The sequence below is a fragment of the Arthrobacter sp. B0427-1-12 genome (assembly GCF_059092905.1).
In genome coordinates, this window is sequence record NZ_JBNHIC010000014.1 from 84078 (window position 1) to 101030 (window position 16953).

At 67.4% G+C, this 16953-nt stretch carries 18 protein-coding genes; 6 read left to right on the forward strand and 12 right to left on the reverse strand.

What is annotated here, in order from left to right:
- Nucleotides 1-37: 37 nt before the first annotated feature.
- From AC5RWU_RS10910 to AC5RWU_RS10920, 3 genes are all read right to left on the reverse strand, one after another.
- Nucleotides 38-469 carry a hypothetical protein gene (locus tag AC5RWU_RS10910; RefSeq protein ID WP_494030701.1) on the reverse strand — a complete coding sequence of 144 codons (432 nt, stop codon included), beginning with the start codon at nucleotides 467-469 and terminating at the stop codon, nucleotides 38-40.
- Between the two features lie 124 nt (nucleotides 470-593).
- Nucleotides 594-1562, reverse strand: a complete 969-nt coding sequence (locus AC5RWU_RS10915) for a hypothetical protein (protein WP_494030702.1) — start codon at nucleotides 1560-1562, stop codon at nucleotides 594-596.
- Nucleotides 1559-2089: a hypothetical protein gene (locus AC5RWU_RS10920; protein WP_494030703.1), complete on the reverse strand. Its 531-nt coding sequence runs from the start codon at nucleotides 2087-2089 to the stop codon at nucleotides 1559-1561. Before AC5RWU_RS10920 ends, AC5RWU_RS10915 begins: the two co-directional genes overlap by 4 nt.
- 910 nt (nucleotides 2090-2999) lie before the next feature.
- On the opposite strand from AC5RWU_RS10920, the gene AC5RWU_RS10925 reads away from it, so the two are divergent.
- Together AC5RWU_RS10925 and AC5RWU_RS10930 are read left to right on the forward strand one after the other, a co-directional pair.
- Nucleotides 3000-5717 (forward strand): PEP/pyruvate-binding domain-containing protein, encoded by a 2718-nt coding sequence (locus AC5RWU_RS10925; RefSeq protein WP_494036989.1) that lies wholly within the window; start codon nucleotides 3000-3002, stop codon nucleotides 5715-5717.
- A gap of 155 nt (nucleotides 5718-5872) precedes the next feature.
- The gene (locus tag AC5RWU_RS10930; RefSeq protein WP_494036986.1) at nucleotides 5873-7126 is read left to right on the forward strand and encodes a sensor histidine kinase; all 1254 of its coding nucleotides are present in this window, start codon (nucleotides 5873-5875) and stop codon (nucleotides 7124-7126) included.
- 14 nt (nucleotides 7127-7140) lie between these two features.
- Here the strand turns inward: AC5RWU_RS10930 and AC5RWU_RS10935 are convergent, their stop codons facing one another.
- The 3 genes from AC5RWU_RS10935 to AC5RWU_RS10945 form a co-directional block, all read right to left on the reverse strand.
- Nucleotides 7141-7350: a hypothetical protein gene (locus AC5RWU_RS10935; RefSeq protein WP_494036987.1), complete on the reverse strand. Its 210-nt coding sequence runs from the start codon at nucleotides 7348-7350 to the stop codon at nucleotides 7141-7143.
- 128 nt (nucleotides 7351-7478) lie between these two features.
- Entirely contained in the window at nucleotides 7479-7877 is a 399-nt protein-coding gene (locus AC5RWU_RS10940) for a hypothetical protein (RefSeq protein ID WP_494030707.1), read from the reverse strand.
- A 94-nt stretch (nucleotides 7878-7971) separates the two neighbouring features.
- Nucleotides 7972-8169, reverse strand: a complete 198-nt coding sequence (locus AC5RWU_RS10945) for a hypothetical protein (protein WP_494030708.1) — start codon at nucleotides 8167-8169, stop codon at nucleotides 7972-7974.
- Nucleotides 8170-8463: 294 nt separating this feature from the next.
- Here AC5RWU_RS10945 and AC5RWU_RS10950 point away from each other — a divergent pair, with 294 nt between their 5' ends.
- Entirely contained in the window at nucleotides 8464-9096 is a 633-nt protein-coding gene (locus AC5RWU_RS10950; protein WP_494030709.1) for a dienelactone hydrolase family protein, read from the forward strand.
- A gap of 62 nt (nucleotides 9097-9158) precedes the next feature.
- Nucleotides 9159-9659, forward strand: a complete 501-nt coding sequence (locus tag AC5RWU_RS10955; protein ID WP_494030710.1) for a TetR family transcriptional regulator — start codon at nucleotides 9159-9161, stop codon at nucleotides 9657-9659.
- On the opposite strand, the gene AC5RWU_RS10960 is transcribed toward AC5RWU_RS10955, so the two are convergent.
- The gene (locus AC5RWU_RS10960; protein WP_494030711.1) at nucleotides 9656-10294 is read right to left on the reverse strand and encodes a PAS and ANTAR domain-containing protein; all 639 of its coding nucleotides are present in this window, start codon (nucleotides 10292-10294) and stop codon (nucleotides 9656-9658) included. The genes AC5RWU_RS10955 and AC5RWU_RS10960 overlap by 4 nt on opposite strands.
- A 17-nt stretch (nucleotides 10295-10311) precedes the next feature.
- Nucleotides 10312-10533, reverse strand: a complete 222-nt coding sequence (locus AC5RWU_RS10965) for a helix-turn-helix domain-containing protein (protein ID WP_494030712.1) — start codon at nucleotides 10531-10533, stop codon at nucleotides 10312-10314.
- Nucleotides 10534-10882: 349 nt separating this feature from the next.
- Between AC5RWU_RS10965 and AC5RWU_RS10970 the strand changes: the two genes are divergently transcribed.
- Together AC5RWU_RS10970 and AC5RWU_RS10975 are read left to right on the forward strand one after the other, a co-directional pair.
- The gene (locus AC5RWU_RS10970; RefSeq protein ID WP_494036988.1) at nucleotides 10883-11257 is read left to right on the forward strand and encodes a YidH family protein; all 375 of its coding nucleotides are present in this window, start codon (nucleotides 10883-10885) and stop codon (nucleotides 11255-11257) included.
- A gap of 6 nt (nucleotides 11258-11263) precedes the next feature.
- Complete coding sequence (locus AC5RWU_RS10975; RefSeq protein WP_494030714.1) at nucleotides 11264-11608, forward strand: DUF202 domain-containing protein; 345 nt, start codon at nucleotides 11264-11266, stop codon at nucleotides 11606-11608.
- Between the two features lie 22 nt (nucleotides 11609-11630).
- Here the strand turns inward: AC5RWU_RS10975 and AC5RWU_RS10980 are convergent, their stop codons facing one another.
- From AC5RWU_RS10980 to AC5RWU_RS10995, 4 genes are read right to left on the reverse strand one after another with little or no spacing between them, the layout of a single operon-like run.
- Complete coding sequence (locus AC5RWU_RS10980) at nucleotides 11631-12581, reverse strand: hypothetical protein (protein WP_494030715.1); 951 nt, start codon at nucleotides 12579-12581, stop codon at nucleotides 11631-11633.
- A gap of 8 nt (nucleotides 12582-12589) precedes the next feature.
- Nucleotides 12590-13708, reverse strand: a complete 1119-nt coding sequence (locus tag AC5RWU_RS10985; RefSeq protein ID WP_494030716.1) for a CapA family protein — start codon at nucleotides 13706-13708, stop codon at nucleotides 12590-12592.
- Nucleotides 13705-15510 (reverse strand): ABC transporter ATP-binding protein, encoded by a 1806-nt coding sequence (locus AC5RWU_RS10990; protein WP_494030717.1) that lies wholly within the window; start codon nucleotides 15508-15510, stop codon nucleotides 13705-13707. The genes AC5RWU_RS10985 and AC5RWU_RS10990 overlap by 4 nt, the downstream gene beginning before the upstream one ends.
- Nucleotides 15507-16748, reverse strand: coding sequence for a DUF1611 domain-containing protein (locus AC5RWU_RS10995; RefSeq protein ID WP_494030718.1), 1242 nt, complete (start codon nucleotides 16746-16748; stop codon nucleotides 15507-15509). The genes AC5RWU_RS10990 and AC5RWU_RS10995 overlap by 4 nt, the downstream gene beginning before the upstream one ends.
- Nucleotides 16749-16953 lie beyond the last annotated feature (205 nt).

A 16953-nucleotide genomic window follows, 5' to 3' on the forward strand; every position in this document is an offset into this window, starting at 1 on the left:
GAACCTTGGCACCCACGAAAAGCTCCGTGGGGGAGGGCTACTGGTCCTTTTCCCGGTTGACTTCCGCGTCGATCATGGCGCGGATCTGCTGCAGCGTTTCGGGGGAGAGGTCGGCCAGCTGCCGGGCAGCGAAATTTTTGACCTTGGCCGCACGCATGGTCCGCAGCAGCTCGAGCTGAGCGGAAATGCGCTCCGGCAGTTCAGCGTCTTCCTCCAGTAGGAACGACTCGTCGACCTGGAAGAAACGCGCCAGATTCGCCAGCAGTTCGCGGTCGCGCGGGTCCGGGCCGGTGCCGGCGCGCATGTATTGCCAGCGCGCCCGGGACAAAGGAGTGCCGGCCTTGGCCATGGCCTCCTGGATCTGCGGGAAGCTGTACGGTTCTCCGCCCTCGGCCACCATGGTGTCCATGAGCAGGTCCAGTTTGCGGGACAGCGCTTCGCTCGAGGGCATGCCCTCTTGCCTGTGCATGTGCTCAGATTTCCTCTCGGATTACAGTCGGCAGGTGAACCTGGTTCCCGACAGACCCCCTGCAATCTCGTGATAATCCTAGGCTACGGCCAATCGGCCGGCGTCAGGCGCGCGGCGCGCGTATTTAGATATACGACGGCGCCGGGCCGAGCTTGTCCTCCACCTCCTGCAGCAGCGCCGACTCCTGGTCCGAAAGCAGCGTCTTGCCCGCGGCCAGGTCCGCATCACGGATCTCGATGAACATGCGGTGCAGCCGCTGCCGTGCGGGTGCTGCTTCATTGACCGGCAGGTGCCGGACGCCCCGCTGGACCACCGTCCGGTTCCACAGTTCCTCCACCGCGGGCAGTGCGGCTGCGTGGTAATTCCGCTGTTTCCTGCGTGCTGCATTGGAAGCGGCGGCCGGTACGGCAATGCCGGCGCAGCACGCCATGGATGTCAGGCTGGCCAGGACCACATAGATCCCGGACAGGACAAAGACGATCCGGGGTTCGATGCCCATGAACCGGGCCGTGAGCGCCAGCAGTTGGGAGGAGCAGCCGATCAGGGCCAGCAGCGATCCAGTGCCAATGAGGATGAAGCCCGTCTTCATTGCCCCTGTCATGGCCGGCACATACCGAATGGAGATCATCATCAGGCCGAAGAACACCCACAGCAGGTACAGCACAAAGGAAACGCTGAACACCAGATAGGGCACGTGCAGGGCCGTGCCTCCATTGAACTGGGCCTTGGCCGTCTCCACATCCATCAGAAGGTAGGACACGATCTGGACCGCCGTGGCCACGATGAACGGGACCATGCTGGAAGCGAAACGCAGCGTCCCGGGATCAGCGGCCTGGACCACCGCACGCCGCAGCAGGAACAGGCCCAACTGCAGCGACAGATGGATGATCAGTGCGGTCAGCAGGATGCCGCCCAGCACGCTTTCGGCAGCGGCGTAGACATGGGCTTCATTCAGGGTCATGGCCAGCAGCCAGAACAGTGCTGCGTAGAAGACCGGATCCCGGCGGTTGCGGGCCAGTGCGCCCGCGCGCACCACGACGCAGGCGAGCAGCACGATCTCCGAGGCGAAATACAGGACCAGCAGGAAAATCATCCAAAGACCTCCGTGAAGCGGTGCGGCTGCCTCCGGGCGTGAGCGCCGGAGGTGCGGATCTGCTCGGCCAGCAGATCTGCCAGGACTTCGGCTGCCATCTCGGTGACGTTGCCGTGCTTGCCCCGATGCAGGGCCCGGACCACAGCGTCCGGCTCCAGATCCGGGAAGAGCCCGGCGAACGTGTCCGCCCGGAATTCTTCATGCTCATGGTTGAGCAGGATGTGGCTGAACTCGTGCAGCACGATCTGCTGACGGTGCATTTCCCCTGTGGTGGCGGCGTGGAAGATCAGGTCGACGTCATCCAGGCCGAACCACAGGCCGCAGATGTTGCTGTTATCCAGCGCAGCCATTTCCTGGACAATGATCCGGCGGCCACGGAGCGACTCCAGGTGGCTTTGGATCGATTTCAGGGAAACCGGTCCGGACAAGGAAAGACCGGCAAACGTATCCTGCGCGTTGGCGGAGGCTTTCTCATAGTCGCGCAGATACCGGTATTCCTGCGCGGGCGAGCGGTGCGAGCTGTTCATGGCGACGTAACCATAGCAGTCGGAGACGCCGGAAAATCCGTGGAAAGCAACTGCTGCGCGGTAAGGTATCGCATTTTTGCGGCGAATTGCAGCGTCCCCGATGCGGAGCAGCCCTGGGTTTGCGGGATACTCGGTCGAACTCAGGCGCATCCGTCCCCGCTTCCGGCGCCGTAAACCTAGGCTGATTGGACATGTCCAGCATTTGATGGTTTTATTTATTCTGTGCGATGCCACCTTCCGGAGGATTATTCCGGTTCATGCGGCTGCACCTGAGACGAACTATGCCATGGGAGTCTCGTTTTTTGGGGGAGCAAGGAGCTGCCGGACCGTTGTCCGGCGGCTCCTTGCGGCTTAAGCCAGGTATCACGCTGGGAGGCATCAAGCCGCTAATTCATAAGGATGATGAGCAACCGGTTGTTTTTTTAACTCGGCTCATGTACTGTTTTTTCTGTTGCCCCACCGTGGCAGTCCCCCAAATGCCACGGCGGGGCAACTTCTTTTAAACGTTCCTCCGCGTTACCCCGTGAATCAGGTGGGGCGCCGCTTGGGCGGCTGCCGGAGTCGTAAGTACTTGGGCGCGGGAGGGGACAGCCGGCGGCTGCGCCGTCCAGTTCGTACGCCTCACCGAAGACCTTCAGCACGGTCCGCGTCGATGGCCTGTTCCAGGATCGCCTGATGCGGCAGTTTGGAGTTCCAGCTGCGCGTGGCGATCCTGGGTGCTGCTTCTTTCCCGGCCGATCAGTCAGTGGAGTCTCCCTGGCTGGTGGCTCTGTGAGTACGGGATTATCCAAGCATCTGCGGCTATAGTCGGCTCCACATTATCCGTGAACCAGTATTGGGAGCACATGTGGACGCGGGCCAGCAACGCCAGCCGGAAGTCGCCGTCGACCTTCGCGGGATAGGCAGCGGCATGCTGGCCGCCGTGGGTGGGAAGGCGCTGAACCTGGGGCTGCTGACCGCGGCCGGTCTGCCGGTTCCCGGCGGTTTCTGCCTGACGACGGCTGCCTACCGCGCTGTGGCGGCGGGCGCCGGGTTGGCCTTGAACGGTCCGGCCTTGAACGGTCCGGCCTTGAGCGGTCCGGCCGGGACAGGTCTGGACGGGATCCTGGCCGAGCTGGAGAGCCTGCCGCCGGACGACACCGCGGCCCTGGCCGCGCTGGCCGGCCGGGTCCGCCGGCACCTGCTGGCCGCTCCAATCCCCGCAGCGGTGGCCGAAGCAGTCCGGTCAGGCCATGCCGCGATGGGCGAAGGGCCGGTTGCGGTCCGCTCCTCCGCGACGTCCGAGGACCTGCCGTTCGCCAGCTTTGCCGGCCAGCAGGACACCTACCTCAACATCACCGGCGCGGACGAGGTGCTGGACGCTGTCCGGCGCTGCTGGGCCTCGCTCTGGACCGACCGGGCCGTAACGTACCGTGCGGCCAACGGCATCGGCCAGCGCGCGGTGAGCCTGGCCGTCGTCGTGCAGGAGATGGTGGCCGCCCGCACCGCCGGCGTGCTGTTCACCGCCAACCCCGTCACCGGCCGGCGCGTGGAGACCGTGATCGACGCCGCCCCAGGACTGGGCGATGCGGTGGTGTCCGGCGCGGTCAACCCGGACCACTTTGTCCTGGAAACCGCCTCGGGAAAGGTGCTGCAGCGGCAGCCCGGGCAGCGGACGGCCAACGACGCCGGCCCGGACGGCGCGCGCGGATCCTGCCTGGCCGACGCGCAGCTGCAGGAGCTGGCGGACCTCGGCGCCAAGGCCGCGGAGATATTCGGAACGCCGCAGGATGTGGAGTGGGCGATCGACGGCGCGGGCAAGGCCTGGCTGACGCAGGCCCGGCCGATCACCACGCTCTACCCGCTGCCGGACGAAAACGGGCCGGCCGGAACCCAAACCGGCGACACGCAGGCGGACGGCGAACTGTCCGCCTACATCTGCGCCAGCCTGATGCAGGGCCTGGTCCGTCCGGTGACGCCGATGGGGCTGGCCGCGTTCCGGCTGATGGGCACGAAGCGGGGGCCCTGGCTGTACCTGGAGGCGGGCCAGCGCCTGTACCTGGACCTGACGCCGGTGCTCCGCAGCAAGGCCGGCCGGCGGAGCACGCTGAAGGTCCTGGGGATCGCGGACGCGGCGTCGGTGCCGCTGCTGCGCGTCCTGGCCGACGACCCGCGGTTCGCCGGGGTCAAAGCCCCCCGGGGGAGTGGTTCCTGGGGCAGTGGTTCTTGGCGCCCGGAGTTCGCCCGGCTGGGCGGCAGCTTCGCGCTGCTGGGGCAGCTGCCGGCGGGGTTCGCCCGGGCGATTTTCCGGCCGGATTCCGCCGTGCGGCAGGCCCGGGACTTCGGTGCGGGACTGGCCGAACGGCTGGAGCTGCCCGAGCCGGCGACCGCGAACCAGCGGCTGGCCCACTGCGAACGGCTGCTGTCCCGCGAGGTGTACAGGCTGATCCCGGCCGTGCTGGCGGCGCCGGCCGCCGGGTACGCCCTGCTCGGCGTGGCCCGCTGGCTGCTGCGCGGCATCGCCGAACCGGGTGAGCTGCGGGCCGTGTTGCGCGGCCTGCCCAACAATGTCACCACGGAGATGGACCTGGCGCTCTGGGAGGTGGCCGTCCGGGTGCGCGGCGACCCGGAGTCCGTTCGCGCGTTCCGTCACCTCACTGCCGCGGAACTTGCTACCGCTTACGACGCTGGCCGCCTGCCCGCCGTCGTACAGTCCGCCGTGCTGGGGTTCCTGAAGCAGTACGGCCACCGGGCGGTGGCGGAGATCGACCTTGGGGTGCCGCGCTGGTCCGAGGAGCCGGACCACATCCTCGGCGTGATCGCCAACTACCTGCGGCTGGAGGATCCGGAGCAGGCCCCGGACCGCCGGTTCGCGCGGGCGGCACGGGAGGCGGAGGCGGCGGCGGAGAGCCTGGCGGCGCGTGCCCGCGGACCGTTGCGTGCCCGGGCGGTCAGGTTCGGGCTGGCCAGGGCACGGCAGCTGGCCGGGCTGCGCGAGCTGCCCAAGTACGACGTCGTCCTGCTGCTTGCGGAGGTCCGGCGCCAGCTAGCGGCGGTGGGGAGGGAACTGATGGATGCCGGCCGGATCGCAGCGGCCTCCGACATCTTCTTCCTGGATTTTGACGAGGCGAAGGTGGGCCTGCGCGGCGCGGACCTGAAGGAGCTGGTGGCACAGCGCCGCCGGACCTATGACTTCGAGCTCCGCCGCCGGCACGTTCCCCGGCTGCTGCTTTCCGACGGCACCGATGTGGAGGCCGCCGTCGCTGCGGCGGCGGGAGCCGGAGCCGTCGCGGGATCCAGCGCGGCGGGCGATGGCAGGACCCTGACCGGCAGTCCGGCGTCGGCCGGTACCGCGACCGGGAAGGCTCGCGTCATCCTGGATCCGGTGGGCGCCCACCTGGAGCCGGGGGAGATCCTCGTCGCGCCATCGACCGATCCGGGCTGGACGCCGCTGTTCCTGACCGCCGGGGCGCTGGTCATGGAAATGGGCGGGGCCATCTCCCACGGAGCGGTGGTGGCGCGGGAATACGGGATCCCCGCGGTCGTCGGCGTTTTCGATGCCACGCACCGGGTCGCCACCGGACAGACCATCACGGTGGACGGCGCTGCCGGGACAGTCGTAATCGGGGACGGTGCCGCGCCGAATTAGAACACGCCATACTGCGACACGCCGGATTGTCCCAAAGGTCATCCCAAGGTTTTTGGTGAAATATTTTGCCTATGGCCACAATTTCGGTGCCGCCGCCTGTCACCGGCCGGCGGACAATGTCAGCGTCCCGGGAGCGACGCGCTGTACGGACTGCAGTGCGCGATTCCCTGGTGATCGGGCTGGTCGCACTGATTGTCGTGGCGGTTCCGGCATTCCTGTGGATCCGCCACGTTGCCATGAGCCAGGAGCTGAATACTTTCACCGAGCGGAGCCAGGTCCTTGCCGAGCAGACCCTGGCGCCACTGGTGGACGAAAGCCTGCTGGCCGGCAATGCTGAATCGCTGGCGGCCCTGGACCGGGCGGTTGATGAGCGGATCGCGGAGGGTTCCCTGCTGCGGCTGAAGATCTGGGATTCCAGTGGCACCATCATCTACTCCGATGAGCAGCGACTGCTCGGCGAGCGGTTCCCGCTGCCGGACTCAGTGCAGCAGGCGTTCCAGGCGGATGCCTCGACTGCCAGCATCACCACCGCCCAGCGGCCCGAGCACCTCTACGAGTCGGAGTTGGGGACGATGGTGGAGATTTACACCTCGGAGGTCTCGGCGGCAGGGGAGCGGCTCATCTTCGAGGCCTACTACCCCTCCGACGCCATCATCATTACCCAGCAGGGACTGCTGCTGGCGCTGTTGCCGGCGGCCGTTGTCGCGCTGCTGCTCATGCATGCGGCGCAGGTGCCGCTGGCGGCACGGCTGGCGCGCCGCGCGCAGCGTGCTGACGAAGCTCGGCGCAAGCTGCTGGGCGATGCCGTGGAGGCATCCGCCGTCGACCGCCGCCGGATTGCACGGAACCTGCGGGACAGCGTGATCCAGGACCTGGCAGGACTGAGCTACGCGCTGGAGGCGCTCGAGCCGCGCGCCGGCGATGACGTGCGGTCGCTGATCATGCAGGGCCGGACCATCCTGCAGGGGGACGTCAAGACCGTCTCCGGCATGCTCACCGAACTGAACTGGGTGGACTTTGACCGGGTGGGCCTGGCGGATGCGCTGGCGCCGCTGGCGGACCCGCTGCGCGAGCGGCAGATGCAGGTGCGTCTGGAGGTGCCGACCGTGCTGGAGATCGACCGGGCCTCGGCAGCGGTGCTCTACCGGGCGGTCCAGGAAGCGCTGTCCAATACGCTCAAGCATTCGGGGGCGCGGAACGTGACCGTGGCACTGTGCCGCGAGGATGATACGGCGCGCCTGACAGTGACCGACGACGGAGCCGGTTTCGACGCCGAGGCTCCGCGGCATGAGGAGCATCTGGGGCTTCGCCTGATCCACATCATCGTGGGCCAGGCCGGCGGGACGATCGACATCAAGTCACAGCCCGGCAAGGGAACCTCCGTCAGCGTGGTGCTCCCGCTGGACTAGCAGCGCTGCCTGGGTCAGACGTTCAGCGAGGCTTCCGCGTCCGGGTAATCTTCGCGCAGCGGCGGATACGCCCCGGGCTCCGGGCTCCAGGACAGGGAAATCTGGACACCCGTTCCGGCTTCCCGGAAGTTGATGTGCAGGTTCTGGTCGTACAGGTGCTCGTGTTCGATGTCGAAGCCGCCCGTCCGCGCCTTCGCCAGGAGGTGCTCGAGCGCGACTGACATCGCCCGGCCCCAGTCATGCGGATTCTTACTGGTTGCAATGGCGGTGCCTGAAAACTTTTTGTCCACAGAGCCATTGTGCCCGGAGACTGTGATGAAGGGAACAGCCTCCGGTGCGGATTGCCCGGCCCCTATTCGGCCGACAGGACCGGACCGCCGTTGCCGGCTGAAGCAGCTGCCGGTACGGCGACCACGATCGGTGCCGCGGTCAGGTTCTCATCCTCGCCCAGCGAGCGGACACTAAGGCTCCTGATATTGGGCGGCAGGCCCGGTTTGAAGGTCTGGAACACGCGGGTGCCCGCCCGGCCTGAATCCTTGCAGACGTAGTGCGTTCCCAGATGGTCCTCCAGGACGAGGTCCGGCATTTGGTTTTCGTCCTCCACCGGGCAATGCGCAACAACGACGATCTGCTCCGTCCAGACCTCCACCGAGGTGACGACGTACTGCAGTCCACCGTCCCCGTGGTAATCCAGGTTCTGTGGTACGAGCACGTATCTGAGTGCACCGGATGCTGCTCTTGAATCCTCCATGAGCTGGTCCTCCAAAAAAGTTAGAGAACTATCTTAAACCCCGAGGCGTGGTACCGGCAGGGGCATGACGGTCACAATTGCGCCGCCAAAATTTTCAGTCGGGTTTCTTGACGGTGCGGTAGTCGAAGTAGATGAAGTGGTCGCTTGGGCCGCCAGCGGGCCGGACGCCGATGTCCTTGCCGTTGATGACCGCTACGACGCCTTCAATCCTTCCGTTGAAGGGGTCGTCTCCGACCACGTAGTCGCCTGTCCTGAACGGACTCCGCAACCTGAAGAACGCATTCTTTGCCATTGTTCCCCCTAGAAAATGACGAAGCAGGTACAGCAACGTTAGACGAGTAGAATGTGGCGGAGAACACATTCGGGCCATATGACGCCGAGAGGCTGTTTGTGACGGAGCTGAGCCAGTATTTTCCCAAGGCATTCCTGACACAACTGATGCAGGGCGGCGCCGGAAAAGGCCGCCGTAGGTGCGGCGTTGCCTTGCCTAGCGGGTCCGGCGTCGTTCATCTCAGGCGGGGCCCCGTAACGGACGATGCGGGGCCCCGCTGACAATCCCATAGAGTTTCCGAAAAGGGCGGACCTGATGGTGACAAGTATCCAGGCCGGTGGAGTGGACCTTGAAGGCGACCTGGTCCTGCCGGGCGGTGCGGAGGCGATCGTCCTGTTTGCCCACGGCAGCGGCTCGAGCCGCCACAGTTCGCGCAACAAACGCGTGGCGGCCCAGCTGCAGCAGGCCGGATTCGCAACCCTGCTCTTCGATCTGCTCACAGCCGAGGAGGAACGGATCGACGCCGTCACCGCCGAGCTGCGCTTCGATATCGGCCTGCTGGCCGAACGGCTGGAAGGGGCCACGCGGTGGCTGCGGGACCGGGCGGAAACCCGGGACCTGAGGCTCGGATACTTTGGCGCAAGCACCGGCGCGGCAGCCGCGCTGGTGGCGGCCTCGAGGGCGGAGGATGTTGCCGCCGTCGTATCCCGCGGCGGCCGCCCGGACCTGGCCGGCCGCGAGGCGCTCGGGCAAGTCGCCGCGCCGACGCTGCTCATCGTCGGCGGCAGGGACACCCAGGTGATCGGCCTCAACCGGTCCGCCCATGACCTAATGCGGTGCGAGCGGGAGCTGGCGATCGTCCCGGGCGCCACGCACCTGTTCGAGGAGCCCGGGACGCTGGACGAGGTCGCCCGGCTCAGCTCGGAGTGGTTCAGCCGGTTTATGTAGGGCTGCGTTCGCTGGATAGACTTACGGCACCATCCCCACCCCCCTGACTGTATGGAGGACGAATGTTCAGGCCCGGAGCGCCGATCGACGAAGTGGAGCGCGACGTCGAGGCGGTCATTACCGATCTTGTGCACGAGCTGGGGGAATTGTCCGAAGCGGACCCGGAGCCGATCGGCGCCGAGGAGCGGGCCTACATTAAGGCCTTCTCCAATCTCCGTGCCAACCGGGACAAGGACCAGGCCGCCATGCTCACGACGGCGATCAACCGGCCCAACCTCGCCGAATCGCTGCACTACCTCAACCGCCAGCTGGACGAGGACGACCTGGATCCGAAGACGCCGTCCGGAATTATCGGCATTGTCGTGCGCCTGGCCATGGACGGCCTCTGGGTGAGCGACCTGATCGATGCCACGCGCTTCACGTCCGCGCAGCGTGAACGGCTGGTGGCGATCCTGACCCGCATGACCTACATCACCGATGAGCAGCTGGAAGAGCTCATGGCATCGGACGGGCGCCGGCCTGCCGCGGGGAAGCACGGCGCCACCGCAGCGAAAAAACCCTAATCCCGGCCGTCCGCCTGCGGCCCGGCCTCTTGCGGCCCATCCCCTTGCGGCGGGCGCTGCAGGCGGATCAGCAGGTCGGCGGCCACGTCGCGCAGCTTCTGGTTGCGCTGTTGCGATGTCCGGGCAAGCAGCGCAAACGCCTCCTCTTCACCGACGCCATGCAGGGCCATTAACGCACCCTTTGCCTGCTCGATGGCGGCCATGCTCTGCCGGGCCCGGGACACGGCTTCGCGGGCGGCAGCGCCGGATTCCTCCCGGCGCAGGTCCGTCACATCGCAGATGTAGCCCGTGACGCTGATGCTGCCGTCGCCGGTGCGGCGGCCTTCACCGACGCTGATGACGTAGCGGGTGCTGTTCGCGGCGGTCACGATCCGGTGGTAGTCCAGGAAATAGCCGCCCCTGTCCGCGAGGCGCTGCAGCAGCGCGCAGATCTTCGGCCGGTCCTCGGGATGTTTGTGGGCCAGCAGCAGCGCCACCGTGGGCACCACGTCGCCGGGCCGGAACCCGTAGATCCGGAAGGTCCCCTCCGACCACTGCAGGCGCGGTTCCGCCGTATGCCAGTGGAAGGTTCCGGTGGGCACGGGGCCGCCGGCGAACTCGCCCGGCTCCCGGCCCGCGGCCTCCGGTTTCGCCATCGAAGCTCCTGCTGTGTTCAGTGGGGCTGCGGGTGCGGCGCCGAATCGTGGCTGACGACGGCGTCGGCCAGGTAATGTTCGACGGCTTCCTCGCTCACCCTGAAGGTGTGGCCGAAGCGGACCGCCTCCATATCCCCGGAATGCACCAGCCGGTAAACGGTCATCTTTGACACGTTCAGGCGGGCCGCTACATCGGACACCGTCAAGAAGATCGGGCTCTCATGCTGTTGCTCTGCCATCGTCCCCCCAGGATTCCGCCACGCGAGCATGCCCACTGTTCCGCAACACGCCCTGCGTGAACTTGTAACCCCTAACTGTATGCCACACGGTGTGAGTTAGGTAACAGACGCGCCGACTTGTTCCGCTGCCACCCCGGAGCCAGCAGGCCGGCCCCGGAGCCAGCAGGCCGGAGCCCAGTTTGCTCAGGTTCTTCCGGCCGAAGCGCGGTTTTTGCGGCGTGTCCCCCGGACACGCCGCAAGTCCTGGCAGTACCTGAGCAGACTGAGTTGCGGGCAGGAGGGCAGGTGAGTCGGCGGGGGCCGGGGCGGCTAAACTGTGTCCGTGCCCGTATCATCGCCTTCATCCCCGGTGCCTCCGCCCCGGCGGGGTAAAGTCGCCGAGAAGCTCCTGCCCGGCGGGACCGAGCCGGACCCCCGCTTCACGCTGGCGAATGAACGCACCTTCCTGGCCTGGATCCGCACCGCCCTCGCTTTCCTGGCCGGCGGCATCGCCATCGAGGCCTTCACTGCGGATATCTTCATCGAGCCGGTCCGTAAGGGGCTGGCCATCCTGCTGTTGCTGCTGGGGATGTGCATCAGCGGCGGTGCCGCCGTGCGCTGGATCGCCGTCGAACGCAGCATGCGGGACAAGACACCGCTGCCGCTGCCGCTGATCGCACCCCTGCTGGCCATCGGCGGGGCCATAGCCGCCGCCGTCGTCATCGTCTTCGTTATCCTCGCCTGAGGCGCGATGGGCAGGAATACGACGGCGGCACCCCCGCCGAGGCACGAAGATCCGGGACTGCAGCCGGAACGGACCACGCTGGCCTGGGGCCGGACCATGATTGCGCTGGTGACGGCCAGTGCGATCTTCCTGCGCTGGGTCCAGCACCACGGACCGTTTGTACTGACGCTGTTCGCCGTTGCCATCGTGGCCGCCGCGGCGATCTACCTGACCCAGCGGCTGCGCTACCGCCGGGGCGTGCGCGGGATTGTGGCGGAGACCGTCCCCGCCGATACCGCGGCCGTGCTCTGGACGTCGCTCGCCGCCCTGGTCCTGGGCGGGCTGGGGATCTTCGTGGTGCTGACCCTCTAACCTCCCTCAACCACCGGGGTAGTCAGCGGAGCAGGATCGGGGCTGCGGCCTGGGCCATCTTCTCGTGCTCGTGGGCGATGCCGGGGACCACCATCAGGCGCCAGCCGAACCGGGCGGATCCGTCCTCGGCAGCTTTGCGGGCCTGCAGGTAGAAGTTCAGGCCGCGCTCCAGCCGGTTGGTGCCCTGCTCGTCCGTGCGGTCGTCGCGCTGCAGGGAGTCGTCGCCGGGGTCGATGTCGTCCGCCCCGACCAGGATCACCAGATCGCGGGCGAAGGCGTCGTCCATGTCGTCCAGCTCGGTGGGGGCGCCGTCCAGCCCGTAGGGGAAGTTCTCGTCCTCGTCCATGGTGGTGTACCAGCCGGCGTTGGCAGCCACAGCCGTGCGCACCCGGGCGTGGGGCATGAACTCGATGAACCGGTGGACGAACTGGCCGCCGGCCGAGTGGCCGAACATCGCGTAGTCGGTGGCCTGGCTGCCGGTAGTCTGCACAACGTGGTCGAAGAGGTCCTCGATGATGGTGAAGGCCCATTCTTCCTGCGGCCTCACGTCGTCGTCCTGGTCCACCATATTGCCCAGGTTGTAGGAGGTGCCGGGGAAATCGTCCTCGGCGAATTCCGGCACCAGAACCAGAGTATTGCGGCCCTCGGTGAGCGGGATCCAGTCCCCGCGGTACTCCTCACCGTTGCGGTTGGTCCCGGGCATCACAAACAACACATCCGCCGTGGCCAGGTCCTCCGGGGCGGAGTACCAGACCTTGACCGGATGCTGGGCGGTGGGGCCTTCGAAGACGAAGTCGCCCTCGGTGCCTTCGGTGATGGGCACCGCCGGTTCCGAAGGCGTAGGCGTCGTACGTTCCGGTGCGGGCGGCGACGTGGGCACCGGATCAGGGTCCGACGGCGTGCAGCTCACCAGAGCCACCGCGATCAGCAGGATGAACAGAACGGGCCTGACGGCCCAGTGCCGAAAGCGCACGGGAATCCTCAGCTTGTCGGGTGCAGGCGGTCAAAGGGCAGCCAGCCAATGTTCCCCTCCACGGTGATCGCGGGATTCACGCGGAGCATCACGTTCCGGGTCTGTTCCTCGCTGCAGGGTACGGGGACATAGTCCACGACCTCATTGTCTGTGACAATGCAGCGGAACGCCATCCGCGCTGGAGCATCCGCCATCAACTGCAGGCTTAGCAGCAGCCCCGTGCCCTCCTGGCCGAAGGTGTCGAACCGGCCGGGCGAACCCATGACGAAGTTGCCGAGGCTGTAGACGACCGGGACGTTGCCGATGAACTCCACCGGCTGGACGATGTGCGCACCCGAGCCGACCACGAGGTCGTAACCGGCATCCACCAGCATCCGGGCCCAGCGGCGCTGGTCCTCATTGATGGGAGTGTAGTTGTCGCCCCAATGGACATAGGCAACGACCCAGTCCGCACCGGCGGCCTTGGCCAGGTCGTAGCCGCGCTGGACGGTGGCGGGGCTGAAGGCAACAGTGCCGGGGTTGTCCTCGGCGGCGCGGGTGGCAGTGCCGAAATTCTCACCCAGGGCAACCACGCCCACCGTGCCCAGTTCCGAATGGACCAGGAGCGGACGCTCGGCTTCCGCCAGGTTGCTGCCGGCGCCGAAGGTCTGCAGGCCGGAGGCAGCCGCATAACGGATGGTGTCCTGCAATCCCGGCAGGCCCATGTCCATGGAATGATTGTTGCCCAGACCCAGCACATCCACTCCGGCCCCGCGCAGGGCGGCGGCGGCAGGAGGCTGGGCGTTGTAGGAGAATTCCTTGTTCGGGTTGAACGGCACGGTCTGGTCGCTGATCGGTGCCTCGGCGTTGGCGATCACCAGGTCACCGTCCAGCAGCGGTCCCACCTGCTGCAGCGTCGCGGCGTGGCCGTTCAGGTTGATGAATTCCTGGGCGCCGTCGGCCAGCATCGTGTCGCCGGCGAACTGCAGGCTCAGCTGGCCGGGCACCGCCGGGGTGACGTCGACGTTGATGGCCTGCACCTCCGGCTCGCGGTTGAACCAGTAACTGGCGGTCACCGTTCCGCCCAGCGCCAGCGCGGCGATGATGAAGAATGCGGTCAGGATGCGGTCGCGGATGCGGGGATTCATGGGGTGGCACCTCCGGGCTGGTCGGCGGAGCGCGCGTGCGCACCGGTCCCGTTCGGGGCACCGCGGTTGGTCGCCCAGGGCATGCTGCGCTGCTGCTCCAGCCACAGCCGGTCCCGGTATTCCTCACCGGTGAGCACCTCGCGCACCGAACCCTGTTCCAGCACCACGACCTGATCCGCCAGGGCGATCTCCGCGGTATCGTGCGTGGCCAGCAGGACGGTTCCGTTGTAGTGGGTGAGCATCTTCAGGAAGGCCTCCTTGCCCCTGGCATCCAGGCCGACGGTGGGCTTGTCCAGCAGCAGGATCGGCGGGTTGCCCAGCAGGGCTCGGCCCAGGGCGATGCGCTGGCGCTGGCTCAGCGACAGGTTCGCCCCTCCCTCCGTCACCCACGTTTCGGTGCCGCGCGGCAGCTCCGCCAGGACGTCCTCCAGGCCGCTGGACAGGATGATCCGGTCCAGCTCCTCCTCGGTGGCCTCGGGCATGCCGTAGGTCAGGTTCCGCCGCACGGTCCCGCGCATCAGCGGCAGGTCCGGGCTGACGACGCCGATCCAGCGCGCGGAGGAGCGGATGGTAGTGGCGGCCAGGACCTGCCCGTCAATGATGATCGAGCCGTGGTCCGGTTCCACGGTCCGGGCCAGAAGCCCCAGCAGGGTCGATTTGCCGGCACCACCCGGACCGGTCACGGCGACCAGCTGCCCTGGCTCCACATGAAGGCTGACGCCGCTGAGCGAACCGGTGACGCTGACCCCGCTGAAGTCGATGCCGCCTTTGCGCACGCGCAGCCGCGGCAGGCCGGGCGCATCCAGCTCCCGGCTGGAACTTTGCAGGTAGTCGGTGATCTTCTGGCTGGATACCTGCGCCCGGTGCCAATAGTCGTGGGCCAGGCCCAGCCGGCGGACGGGGGAGGACAGCTGCCGGGAGACGATGACGAATGCCACAACCGTCCCGATGGTCGCCGTGCCGCGCCACACCTCCAACAGTCCGCTGAACAGCACAGCGGCGACCAGCACCATGGTCAGTGCGGTCGCGACGCCGGTGAGGTACCCGCGCACACCCGCCAGCCGGACGAGGGCTCGGGTGAGGGTGTCATTCTGACGGGACAACCTGGAGCGCTCGCCGCCGGAGCGGCCAAAGACCTGCACTACGGCCAGCGCGTTCATCTGCTCGTCAATGTTGCTCATCACCAGCGAGCGTCGCCGGCGCATGGTCTTGGTCCGCACCCGCATGGTCCGCCCGGCGCCCAGCGAGAACGCCGCGCCGAGGAACAGCACGGCCAGGATCGTCAGCGTCATCCACAGATTGAGGAAGGCCATGACCGCCAGCGTGCCGGCCACAATGATCCCGGCCACGATCCCGCCGAGGATGCCCCGGCTGATCCACGTCCGCAGCATCGACAGGTCACCGAGGAAGCGCAGCAGCAGGCCGCCGCGGGCACGCCCCTGGAACTGCCGGCGGGACATGCCCTGCAAGTGGTCGTACATCCGCATCCGCAGATCCCGGACAACCCGGTAGCCGACCGCCTCGCAGAAGGTGAAGGACAGGCCGCGGAGGACGCCGTTGACGATCGCCAGGATGGCCATCAGCCCCGCCTGGTACAGCGCCGTCGTGCGGGCGAATTCCGCCGCCGCGCCGACGTCTGCCGGGATCAACGCATTGACCACGGACCGCAGCAGGAGCAGGAAGGTCACCAGGGTGGCCAGCTGGGCCAGCCCCAGCAGGAAGACGACGGCGACATCCCGCTTCCGCAGCCGGTACAGCTTGGGCGTCTGCCGTGTGTCCGGGGCGTCGTCGGAGGCGTTCATGGCCGCTGCTCCGCTGCGAGGGCGGCCCGGACCTGGTCCGAGCTCACGTACAGCTGCTGCGGCTGGGCCAGTTCCTCGTCCCCGGGGTCCCCGGCGCGGTGCCGGTGCGTGCCGTCGCCGGAGGCGGACGCCAGCGGAATCGCCGCCGGCGACGGGGCGTCGGCGGCGGCCGGCGGCTCCACCAGGCCCAGGCCCAGCAGCTGGGACGCCACCGCTCCGTCTGTAAGCTGTTCCTCGCCCAGGACGGCCAGTCCGGTGGCGGCTTCGGCCTCGCGCACCGCCAGCGGCGAGCGGTTGATCAGGCCGGAGACCGCCAGGACCTCGTGCCCCACCGCCCTGAGGTGGCTGACTCCGGCGTAGGCGCCCATCGAGTCCGGCGCGGCGAAGATCACCGCATCGATCAGCGAGCGGAAGGCGGCGGACTCCAGTAGGCGGGAGGTTTCACCCTGGAAGATGCCGTCGGCGACCTCGACCAGGTTCACCTGCGAGCCCGAGGCCGTCAGGTGGTTGACGAGTTCGCCGAGCTTGCGTTCCAGCACGTCCATCGGCTGCAGGTAGGTGGAGGCGAGTCCGACGTCGGTGAAGTCCAGCATGCGGTGGACGCCGGCGTCGATCATGCACCAGTAGTCGTTGCCCGAGCCGGTGCCGGTGACCTTGGTGGCGCCGACCCGCACGCCGGCCCGGCTCAGGCCCTCGACCATAAAGCGGATGGTGGTGGTCTTTCCGGAGTTCATGGAGGTCCCCAGCACGGCGATGGTCGGGGGCCGGGAGGCCGGGACGGGCACCGGTTCCAGCGCGAAGGCGCTCAGGTTCAGCGGAACCCCGTTCTCGTCGCCGATCAGGCCGATCGGCTCGATCTCCGTGGCGGGGCGGACCGCGCGGCTGCGGCTCAGGACGGAGGATGCGATGCCGCCGGAGGCCACCAGCTGGGCACGGTGCAGATTGCCGGGGACCTGGGATTCGAACTGGTCGGAGGCGTAGCGGTCACCGTAGGCGACGACGATCGGATCGCCCACCAGCAGCATGGCGCGGCGGCCGTTGGGCTGCTCGATGTGCTTGTGATGTCCCAGCTGCACGACCCTTGCCAGCACCAGGTCCCCGGACCGGGGGCGGATGGCGCCGGAGACGACGGTGCGCATGGCCTCGCGGGGAACCCGCCGCGTGGTGAAGGCAGCCTTGGCGCGGAGCCGGTAGGCATCGTCCAGAGGTGCAACTGAGATTCGCCGTCGTTCGGACATGGTGTGGCCTCCAGGGGCTGGAACCGGGGACGAACAGCCAGAGGGGACGGCACTGGGCGTGCTCCACTGGACGTGGTTCACTGCACTTGCAAAGGTAAGCAGGCGCGCCTAGGAGACTGCTGAACAAGGGGCGATTTGAAGGGCTGGTGAGGGCGAATTGACGCTCGAACCAGCCCTTCGGCGTTTCTGGGTATGAAGGAGCGGG